This is a genomic window from Neobacillus vireti (assembly GCF_036962465.1).
Lineage (GTDB): Bacteria > Bacillota > Bacilli > Bacillales > Cytobacillaceae > Neobacillus > Neobacillus vireti_B.
Window position 1 is genome coordinate 1 of the sequence record NZ_JBALNF010000074.1, and the last position, 9,678, is coordinate 9,678.

11 protein-coding genes and 1 rRNA gene are annotated in these 9,678 nt (G+C 38.4%); 7 read left to right on the forward strand and 5 right to left on the reverse strand.

Annotated features, from left to right (window positions below):
- Positions 1-144: 144 nt before the first annotated feature.
- A complete protein-coding gene (locus V7077_RS25445; protein ID WP_335507140.1) occupies positions 145-1,620 on the forward strand; it encodes a spore germination protein in 1,476 nt (491 codons plus the stop codon).
- Positions 1,621-1,682: 62 nt separating this feature from the next.
- Here the strand turns inward: V7077_RS25445 and V7077_RS25450 are convergent, their stop codons facing one another.
- The 4 genes from V7077_RS25450 to V7077_RS25465 all read right to left on the reverse strand — a co-directional run bounded on the left by V7077_RS25450 (position 1,683) and on the right by V7077_RS25465 (position 4,517).
- Positions 1,683-1,955, reverse strand: a complete 273-nt coding sequence (locus tag V7077_RS25450) for a YqhV family protein (protein ID WP_176541400.1) — start codon at positions 1,953-1,955, stop codon at positions 1,683-1,685.
- 99 nt (positions 1,956-2,054) lie between these two features.
- Positions 2,055-2,819, reverse strand: a complete 765-nt coding sequence (locus V7077_RS25455; protein ID WP_335507142.1) for a sulfite exporter TauE/SafE family protein — start codon at positions 2,817-2,819, stop codon at positions 2,055-2,057.
- Between the two features lie 132 nt (positions 2,820-2,951).
- Positions 2,952-3,230 (reverse strand): hypothetical protein, encoded by a 279-nt coding sequence (locus tag V7077_RS25460; protein ID WP_335507144.1) that lies wholly within the window; start codon positions 3,228-3,230, stop codon positions 2,952-2,954.
- 42 nt (positions 3,231-3,272) lie between these two features.
- A complete protein-coding gene (locus V7077_RS25465) occupies positions 3,273-4,517 on the reverse strand; it encodes an MFS transporter (RefSeq protein WP_335507146.1) in 1,245 nt (414 codons plus the stop codon).
- 164 nt (positions 4,518-4,681) lie between these two features.
- Here V7077_RS25465 and V7077_RS25470 point away from each other — a divergent pair, with 164 nt between their 5' ends.
- The 5 genes from V7077_RS25470 to cysC are packed head-to-tail and all read left to right on the forward strand — an operon-like array spanning position 4,682 to position 8,545.
- The gene (locus V7077_RS25470; protein WP_335507148.1) at positions 4,682-5,431 is read left to right on the forward strand and encodes a phosphosulfolactate synthase; all 750 of its coding nucleotides are present in this window, start codon (positions 4,682-4,684) and stop codon (positions 5,429-5,431) included.
- A 1-nt stretch (position 5,432) separates the two neighbouring features.
- The gene (locus tag V7077_RS25475; RefSeq protein ID WP_335507150.1) at positions 5,433-5,957 is read left to right on the forward strand and encodes a histidine phosphatase family protein; all 525 of its coding nucleotides are present in this window, start codon (positions 5,433-5,435) and stop codon (positions 5,955-5,957) included.
- A 27-nt stretch (positions 5,958-5,984) separates the two neighbouring features.
- Positions 5,985-6,695, forward strand: coding sequence for a phosphoadenylyl-sulfate reductase (locus tag V7077_RS25480; protein ID WP_420489709.1), 711 nt, complete (start codon positions 5,985-5,987; stop codon positions 6,693-6,695).
- 57 nt (positions 6,696-6,752) lie between these two features.
- Positions 6,753-7,916 carry a sulfate adenylyltransferase gene (gene sat, locus V7077_RS25485; protein WP_335507152.1) on the forward strand — a complete coding sequence of 388 codons (1,164 nt, stop codon included), beginning with the start codon at positions 6,753-6,755 and terminating at the stop codon, positions 7,914-7,916.
- A gap of 29 nt (positions 7,917-7,945) precedes the next feature.
- Positions 7,946-8,545 (forward strand): adenylyl-sulfate kinase, encoded by a 600-nt coding sequence (gene cysC / locus V7077_RS25490; RefSeq protein WP_335507154.1) that lies wholly within the window; start codon positions 7,946-7,948, stop codon positions 8,543-8,545.
- 9 nt (positions 8,546-8,554) lie between these two features.
- Here the strand turns inward: cysC and V7077_RS25495 are convergent, their stop codons facing one another.
- The gene (locus V7077_RS25495) at positions 8,555-9,172 is read right to left on the reverse strand and encodes a YitT family protein (protein ID WP_335507156.1); all 618 of its coding nucleotides are present in this window, start codon (positions 9,170-9,172) and stop codon (positions 8,555-8,557) included.
- Between the two features lie 395 nt (positions 9,173-9,567).
- On the opposite strand from V7077_RS25495, the gene V7077_RS25500 reads away from it, so the two are divergent.
- A 16S ribosomal RNA gene (locus V7077_RS25500) occupies positions 9,568-9,678 on the forward strand; the annotation flags it as partial.

Sequence of the window (9,678 nt, forward strand, 5' to 3'; positions counted from 1 at the left end):
GTAGGACGTTGCCAGGCATTAAAAAGTCAATCCTTTAGGATTGGCTTTTTTTGTCTCTATGAGATACTTATTGAAGTAGTGGGTATATTACCCTGCAACTTGCCGCAAAATATCAATAATGAATTATTTTAGGAGTTGGCATGGTTGGGAAAAAAGGGGATTCAAATTCCGGTTAAGGAATCATATGAAGAAAATATCGAGTACTTGAAAAAAGAGTTGCGTATAGGGAAAAGCTTTGATATTATCCATCGCAAGATAGATTATGCAGGCCATAAAATGAGCCTGTTCCTAGTGGATGGGTTCGCACAGGCAAATATCTTACTTTTAATAATGAAGGAAATAGAAAAGCGAAAACCAGAGGAATTTAAGGATGATCCTATAAACGAGCTTGTTAGAACGTTTATACCACATGTTGAAGTAGTTACTTCGCCCGATCTAGAAGAAGTAATTGCCCAAGTTCTTGCAGGACAGACTGCTTTGGTTGTGGAACAAGGCAGTAAAGTAGTACTGATAGATTCACGGGAATATCCGATCCGTTCACCTCAGGAACCTGATATTGAACGAGTGGTTCGTGGACCTCGTGATGGATTTGTGGAAACAATCGTATTTAATCTTGCTTTAATTCGCCGGCGTGTACGAGATCGCTCGTTGGTTATGGAATATGTACAGGTAGGAAATCGTTCTAAGACAGATGTAGCATTAGTATACATAGACAGTATTGTTGATATGGAAAACGTGAAAATGCTAAGAGAAAAACTTGAGGATATTTCAATTGATGGGGTATCCATGGGTGAGAAGACTGTAGAAGAATTTGTATTTGGCAGGAACTATAACCCGTATCCATTAGTTAGATATACGGAAAGAGCGGATACCAGTGCTGTTCATTTAATGGAAGGGCATGTTCTTATCGTTGTCGATGGTTCACCTAGCGTCATGATTTGTCCAGCTACCTATTGGCATCATTTGCAGCATGCGGAGGAATATCGTCAAAAGCCCTTAGTAGGGGCATTCTTACGATTTGCAAGATTTATTGCGGTTACCGCCTCTTTATTTCTCTTACCAATATGGTATACCTACGCAACCAATGAGCAGCTCCTGTCGGAACGTTGGAAATTTATTGGAGTAAAAGACCATGGTGAAATCTCCCTCATTTGGCAGTTCCTTATCGCGGAAATTGGGATTGAGATTTTGCGAATGGCTGCCATCCATACTCCGAATGCCCTTGCTACCGCTCTGGGTATCGTCTCGGCCATCATTATCGGAGATGTAGCGGTGCAAGTCGGCATATTTACCCATGAGGTAGTATTATACGTTGCTGTTGCTGCAATAGGCACGTTTGCAACACCTAGTTATGAATTAAGCCTAGCTAACCGCATATTCCGTGTTTTCTTTTTAATTATGGTAGCAGTACTACAAGTACCTGGTTTGATAATAGGAATAACGTTTTGGACTCTACTTTTAGTCGTAACAAAAACAATGAATATTCCTTATTTATATCCATTTATCCCGTTTAATCCTCTAGATTTTAAATTAGTTCTTCTCCGTTCGCCTGTGCCATATAGTAATATGCGAGGAAACATGCTAAACCCACAAGACCGATCAAGACAAGAAAATGACTAAGCCTATCAGACCTATCGAATCTGATAGGCTTTTTCCTTTAATAGGCAAAAAAGGATCTCTAATTAAGATTTTACTCCAATTAAAATAAAGGCAACCCCAAGTAAAATCCATACGATTTTCATGACTGATATATCACCAACAATCCCTACTAATCCTATTGTAGTTGTTAAAATTAAGATAATAGGACCAACAAGGGCGAGTGAGGAATTAATCATTAATGCTTTTTCAACTGAATTAAACCTTAGCATTAAAATGGCTGCAAATATCTCGATACTTCCAGATAATAACCGTAAAAAGGCCATCCCCAAAACTGCTTTTTCTAAGATAATAAACATAGCTACCTCCCGAAAATCCGTTTCACCATATTATATGTTGATATTTTCAAGAGAAGGACATGTTTTTTCTTAAAAATGAATTGGTTTAAGGACAGACTATTAAATCAGTTTAAATCCGCTAATTAAAATCATTAGGGCCATAAGGGCTCTTAATGGTTTTGCGGGGAATTTGGAGGATAAGGAGCTTCCTAAAATCACGCCTGGAATGGAGCCAGTTAGAAGATTAAACATTAAGAAATAGTCAACATTGCCCATTCCGGCGTGCAGGATTCCTGCTGCTGTAACTAAGAAGAAAGCATGGGCAATATCTGTGCCAACGAGCTCAGATGGACTTAATCGGTAAAGAAAAATCATAGCTAAGGCAAATAATGAGCCGGAGCCGATCGAAGTTAATCCTACAATAAATCCTAATATTGCCCCTAAGCCAATCGTTAATGCCCGTTTCTCCTCAAGAGGCTTCATTTGCAGATGATTCCACTTATTTTTATTTTTTATAAACGTTTTAAACAGAGTAGACAATGCCACCAGTATCAAAACATAGCCAAGTGCATGTTTAATAACCGATTCTTGATTGTGAAAATAAGAATCAAATAAGTGAAGGAGACCAACAGCCATAACCGCACTAGGAATACTTCCAATCGCTAAATATTTGACGATTTGAAGGTTGATGGTCTTTTGTCTCCAATGCTGAATAGATCCAAAGAGTTTTGTAATGGAGTTGTAGAAAAGATCCGTCCCCACAGCAATAGATGGATTTATCCCCAATAATATCAGAATCGGTGTTAACAAGGCTGCACCGCCAACGCCTGTTAACCCGACCATAAAACCAATCACCAGTCCCATGAATATAATTCCAACGCTCATTAGACAACACTCCAAAGAAAATTACTTACAAAAATAAATTATGAAGTAGTTATCTGCCTTGTTACACACCTAGTTTGCCCCAAAAAAAGATGACCCAGTTCATTTCTGAGTCAACCATTTATGGAATCATAATTATTTTTCTTCTTCATTTAGTTTGATTTTTTTACATCCCACATACACACAAGAAAAGATATCGAGTCCAGGCTTTGCTTTTGCAAGTCCTTTAATGTAAGGGGTAAGTAAATCTTTAAAGTCAGCTCCCACTTCATCCTCTTCCAAAATGCCATATACATAAAGTTTCTTTTCAGCAAATAGGAAGGCCACATTTCCGACTCCCTTGTTTTTTCCATCAACCACATTTAAAACTTGATATTCCGGGGTAATGACCTCGGGTGAAAAATAAATTTGCAATGAAATCTTCTCCTTTTCAATCTATGTTAGGATGGGCAGATTTTACGTGAGTTGCAGCTTCTCAAACAGTGAATCGTTTTCTTCAGTTGGTTTCTTTTTAGCGACATGGATTAGCATCATGGAAAGAATTCCGCATAATAACGTTAATCCGGCTGTGGAAAGAAACATTCCAGATCTAGACCATTCCATTAATGTACTAAAGATTGGCGGGCCTATTGCTACCCCTAAAAAACGAACGGAACCGTATAATGAGGTAACAAATCCTCTTCTATCGGATGGAACAGAGCCTGTAATAAAGCTATTGATGCAGGGAAGTACAAGGCCCGTGCCAATACTGCTGACCACTAGTACTGCAAAGAACGGTAATAATTTGGTAAAAAACATTAAAGACGCAAAGGAAGCGGTCATTAATAGACAGCCAATGACAATTAATTTTTTCATAAGACTCATGTTCTTGCCGATATTACTTCCGGTGATATAGGAAGTCGTGGTCATAAATAAAAGTGGAATTGCTAATATAGCCCCTTTTAATAGACCGTCAATATGATGGTCTTTCTCAAGGATGTCAGAGATATAAAACAAAATCCCAAACAGTGTAAATAAACAAGAGGCTCCCGTTAAATAAGCGGCAAACAACCAGCGTCCCTCTGTTTTAAAGACAGATACAAGGCCTTTAACATATTTTTTAATAGGAGGAGGCTCTTTTTCGGCCTTTTTTTCTTTAATAAAAAAGATGGTTAATAAAACGGATAGGAAGCAAAAAATCGGAAAGGCAAAAAAGGCCGCATACCAAAAGAGTAAGGCTAATAACGAACCAATAATGGGGCTGATTACTTTACCAAACCCATTGGAAGCTTCTACTAACCCTAATACCTTACTTTGCTCGGCGCCCTTAAATAAATCGCCTGCTAAGGCCATGGCAATTGGGGCTGTACCTGCTGCACCAATTCCCTGCATAATCCTTCCGGCTAATATCCATGTATAGGAACTAGAAAACCAAGCAGCTGCCGCACCAGCTAAAAGCCCGCCCAAGCCGTACAGAATTAGTGCAGGAATGATGACGGCTTTTCGAGAAAATCGGTCGGATAAATAACCTAAGACTGGTATAGAGATTGCAGCTGCAATCGAAAATACGGTGATAATCAAACTAGTTTGAAATTGAGTTACATTCAGTTCTGTTTTCATGCTTGGAAGGATAGGGATCAACATCGAGTTCCCCAGAACCAAAATAAGCGGGATAGAACCGATCGCTGCTATCGTTAAGCCTTTATGTTTTTGCTTTGGCAAGGATGTACACCCCTAACTATAAAATTAAGCCTTTATATTGTTTGTTCTAGATGAATGTTTATACATGACAAATGCCTAATTACAGGTTGTAATAGCCCATTGTTAACACAATAACCCAGTTTTTGAATAATCTATCCTAGAAAAATAGAGGAGGCGCATTGCCTATGAATTTTTTAACATTGCCGGAAAGGACTTCCGGAAATCGAACGTACGGTTTGACTTCTGTTATTGATTTCGGGACCCCACTCGGGGAGTTAAAAAATATTTTAGCCGATTATGGCGACATCGTTGATATTGCCAAAATTGGAATTGGATCTGCCTATGTTACCCCCAATTTAAGGGAAAAAGTGAATCTTTATAAGGAATATCAAATTAAACCGTATTGTGGCGGAACCTTATTTGAGAAATGCTATTACCAAAATAAGATTCCGGAATATTTAGCCTACTTAAACAGTTTAGGAATCGAATGGCTTGAGATATCCAATGGAACCTTGGATATTCCACTTCAAGAGAGGCTTAAGCTGATTTCGCAAATAAAAAATGATTTTCATGTCATTGCCGAGGTCGGTTCAAAGGATTCTAATAATGAAATGCCTATTACTGATTGGAAAAAGGAAATAGAAGTGCTGCTCGATGCTGGATGTGATTATGTTATAACGGAAGGCCGGGATTCCGGTACATCTGGAATTTACGATAAATGTGGAGCTGTTAAATCCAACCTAGTCGAGGAATTATTGACGGATTTAGATGCGCGTAAAATTATTTTTGAAGCTCCATCTGCAAAGCACCAAATGTATTTTATAAAAGAAATTGGCCCTAATGTCAATTTAGGAAATGTCAAACTACACGATGTACTGGTATTGGAATCACAGCGTCGTGGACTTAGAAGTGAAACCTTTTTTTTGGAGGCATAAAATGTACCTTACCTTGATACGGCACCTTCCAACAGAATGGAATAAAAAAACATGGCTTCAAGGAAGACGAGACATAGACCTTGCACCTGTTACAGAGGAGTTTGCAAAAAAGATAAAACAAAATAAGGAAATCCTCGAAAACAAGCCGTTTGATTTGGTATTGGCCAGTACGCTGAAACGAACCCACCAAACCGCTCATCTTTATGGGTATTTCCCTGAAACTGAGGGATTATTAGATGAGTTGGATTTTGGTCCATTTGAGGGAGTTCCAAAGAGTAAGCTCCTCAATGAGTATGGTGATAAATGGATTGAAAATCCCAAGGAACTAGTTCTAGGTGAGAGTTTAAAGAATTTCGAAGCTCGAATTGCCCAATTTTTAATAAAATACAAGGACTACCACAATGTATTAATTTTCGGGCACGGATCCTGGATTCGGGGGCTAGTTTCTTATGTGAACTATGGCGACATTAATAACATGAATAAAATCATTGTCGAAAACAATCAATGTATGACATTAGAAGTGTAAATGAGTGAATGAATGGAGGGCTAAGGAGTGTCAGAACTGTTAACGTATGAAAATTGGGATGAAGAGAAAATAGCCTCCTTTATGAACAATAAACCAGATTTCTTAGATGCTTTAAAATGGGCCTATCAGGAGTATAAGGATGATATTGTTTATTCCTGCAGCTTTGGCGCCGAAGGGATTGTTCTAATCGATTTAATTTATAAAGTTAACAAACAGGCAAAGATTATTTTTCTTGATACCGGGCTGCATTTTCCCGAAACCTATGAATTAATCGATAAGGTTAAAGAACGTTATCCAACACTCGAAATCACAATGCTAAAACCAAAGGCGAGTCTCGAGGACCAGGCAAAATGGTATGGTGATGAACTGTGGAAACATAATCCCAATTTATGCTGCCATATGAGAAAAGTAGTTCCCTTAAAAGAAGCCCTAGACAATGTCTCGGCATGGATATCGGGTTTAAGAAGAGATCAATCCTTTACAAGGCAAAATACTCAATATATTAATAAGGATGAGAAATTTCATAAAGTAAAAATTTGCCCTCTTATCCATTGGTCATGGGAAGATATCATGACCTATATTACGTTAAATAATCTTCCGTATAACCCCTTGCATGACCAAGGATATCCAAGTATCGGCTGTGCCCCGTGTACTCAGCCTGTTACCGATACGGCAGATCTTCGTGCAGGGCGCTGGGCCGGAAATACAAAAACAGAATGTGGCCTCCATGAAGGATAAAGATAAATCCAATAACATGCTGACCTAATAATTGGGAGGCCAAGGGAGGAAAAAGTTATGTGTGAGAGTGTGCCGCATGGTGGCAAATTAATTAATCGTATCGACGTTCATTTTTCAAAAGAAAATATTCGTAACTCTGTTGAACTAAGTAAATTGGAGTTAAGTGATTTAGAATTGATTGCAAATGGGGCGTATAGCCCGTTAGAAGGATTCATGGAAAAGAAGGATTATGATTCTGTAGTTGAGAAGATGAGACTATCTAACGGACTTCCATGGTCCATCCCAATTACGTTAGCTGTGGAGCCTCAGAAAGCAAAACTGCTTAAAATAGGAGAAACCATCAACTTAATTCACGGTAATGCCATTTATGGTGTAATGACAGTAAAGGAAATGTATAAGCCGGATAAGAAGGTAGAAGCCGACAGAGTCTATAGAACCACTGATCCACACCATCCTGGTGTTAAAAAGCTGTTTGAACGTCCCGATATTTATATTGCAGGCCCAATAACCCTTATCAAAAGACTGGAAAAAGATAATTTTGAAAGTTTTTATTTAGATCCTATGCAGACGAGAGAGAAATTTAAGGAGCTAGGGTGGAAAACGGTTGTTGGTTTTCAAACGAGAAACCCTGTTCACAGAGCACATGAATATATTCAAAAATCAGCTTTAGAAATTGTTGATGGGTTATTCTTAAATCCATTGGTTGGTGAGACAAAAGCTGACGATATTCCAAGTGAGATTAGAATGAAAAGCTATAAAGTATTACTCGAAAATTATTATCCACAAGACCGAGTCTTCTTGTCTGTTTTTCCAGCTGCCATGCGCTATGCCGGACCCAGGGAAGCGATTTTTCATGCCATTGTCCGGAAAAATTATGGATGTACACATTTTATTGTTGGAAGAGATCACGCAGGTGTAGGAAACTATTATGGGACCTATGATGCTCAAAAAATCTTCAGTCACTTCGCAGAAGCGGAATTAGGAATTAAGCCACTATTCTTCGAACATAGCTTCTACTGCAAAAAATGTGAAAACATGGCGTCTGCAAAAACATGTCCTCATGACCGGGGATATCATGTAATTTTATCGGGGACAGCTGTCCGAGGAATGTTGAGTAATGGGGTTCATCCTCCAAAGGAATTCAGCAGGCCAGAGGTAGTGGAAACCCTTATCCAAGGCATGAAGGAAACGTATATAAATGAAAACTCAAGAATTGGCTAGCTGCCAAAACAACTAAAGGGTGTAGGAGAATGAATAAAAGAGATAATATCACCTGGCATCACACAACCATATCAAAAAAAGATCGTCATCTATTAAATGGACATAAAAGCTGCGTTCTTTGGTTTACTGGTTTGTCCGGATCAGGAAAATCTACACTGGCAAATGCAGTTGATCAGATGTTATTTCGAGAAAGCTATCGAAGCTATGTACTGGATGGAGATAATATCCGTCATGGATTAAACCGTGATTTAAGCTTTCTTCCAGAGGACAGGAAAGAGAATATCCGCAGAATCGGGGAAGTAGCAAAACTGTTTGTCGACAGTGGGCAAATAGTATGTACTGCTTTTATTTCCCCATTCCTAGAAGACAGAGAACTTGTCCGGAATATGTTTGAACCAGGTGAGTTTATTGAAATCTATTTAAATTGTCCGATCTTTGTTTGTGAAGACCGCGACCCAAAGGGACTATATAAAAAGGCACGGAAAGGTGAAATCTCTGAATTCACAGGGATTTCATCCCCTTATGAAGCACCGATTAAGCCACAAATTATCATCGACTCTGATAAAATGTCGATTGAACAATCTGTCGACAAAGTAATAAGCTATCTAAAAGATAAGAAGATTCTATAGAGGATCTTCTTATCTTTTACGCCAATTAGCCGTTAGAAAGCTAATCTTATGAATTTTTAGTTCATATATATAATCAATGATGTTAGTTGAAAAAAATTGGCAAATAACTGCGAAAATGACAATTTTGTAATCAATAACTAAGGCGGTTAATAAGAAAATTAAAAGGTTGATGCCCATCATCACTTTCCCGGGGCTCCAGTTCTTGTAAGTAGCAATCATTAAGGCAGGAATGACCATACCACCACTGGATGCGCCAGCTCGAATAAGGATTCCTACACCAATCCCAAAAAAAACACTTCCAGCTAGCAGGTCCAATAATAGATGAACATGGATATGCGGGACATACAGTGTTAAGTAATTTACAGTTGAGGATGTAGTGGCAACTGAAATGATGGTTTTAAACGTCCAAGTAAAACCAAAATAACGAATTGCAAAGAATAAAAAGACGATATTAGCAATCCATAAGGAAAAGCCTAATGAGAGGTGAAACCAATGATTCATTAAAATGGCAATTCCAGCAGCCCCGCCAGATGGAATAGAGTGAGGAAATAAAAATAAGGACATTGCCATTCCTTGCATACTGGCCCCGATTATCAAGCAGCAATAAGTTAACCATGTTTTTCTCATACTCTTTTAAATACTAGTACCAATTGTTTATCAGTCGATATCAAGCTCATAACCCCCTAGGACAATCCTTACTTGTCCATTTTATGTGAGGGTTTTCCGGATTATGAAGGATCCTTTACAGAAAATAAAACAAATGAATAGAGGCAGCTGGATAATTTTACATGTGGATGTTTACAGATAGAAGTGATATATTAATAAAGCTCCTTCGAGAAAAGGTAATTGTCAAAAAGAATTTAGAAATTTTGTTGACATACTTTTGAAGGATATGTTATTATATTTCTTGTCGCTTCTGATGACTTTGTTCTTTGAAAACTAAACAAACAAAAACGTCAACAAACAATAATATTCATTTCTTACGAAATGAAGCCAACGTAACAAAATGAGCTAAATCAACTTTCATGGAGAGTTTGATCCTGGCTCAGGACGAACGCTGGCGGCGTGCCTAATACATGCAAGTCGAGCGAATCTTTCAGAACTTGTTCTGGAAGGTTAGCGGCGGACGGGTG

Excerpts from the sequence above, each read along its gene's own strand:
- V7077_RS25475 (WP_335507150.1), top strand. The coding sequence starts at position 5,433 with ATGTACCTTACCTTGATACGGCACCTTCCAACAGAATGGAATAAAAAA.
- cysC (WP_335507154.1), top strand. The coding sequence starts at position 7,946 with ATGAATAAAAGAGATAATATCACCTGGCATCACACAACCATATCAAAA.
- V7077_RS25470 (WP_335507148.1), top strand. The coding sequence starts at position 4,682 with ATGAATTTTTTAACATTGCCGGAAAGGACTTCCGGAAATCGAACGTAC.
- sat (WP_335507152.1), top strand. The coding sequence starts at position 6,753 with ATGTGTGAGAGTGTGCCGCATGGTGGCAAATTAATTAATCGTATCGAC.
- V7077_RS25450 (WP_176541400.1), bottom strand. The coding sequence starts at position 1,955 with ATGTTTATTATCTTAGAAAAAGCAGTTTTGGGGATGGCCTTTTTACGG.
- V7077_RS25455 (WP_335507142.1), bottom strand. The coding sequence starts at position 2,819 with ATGAGCGTTGGAATTATATTCATGGGACTGGTGATTGGTTTTATGGTC.
- V7077_RS25495 (WP_335507156.1), bottom strand. The coding sequence starts at position 9,172 with ATGAGAAAAACATGGTTAACTTATTGCTGCTTGATAATCGGGGCCAGT.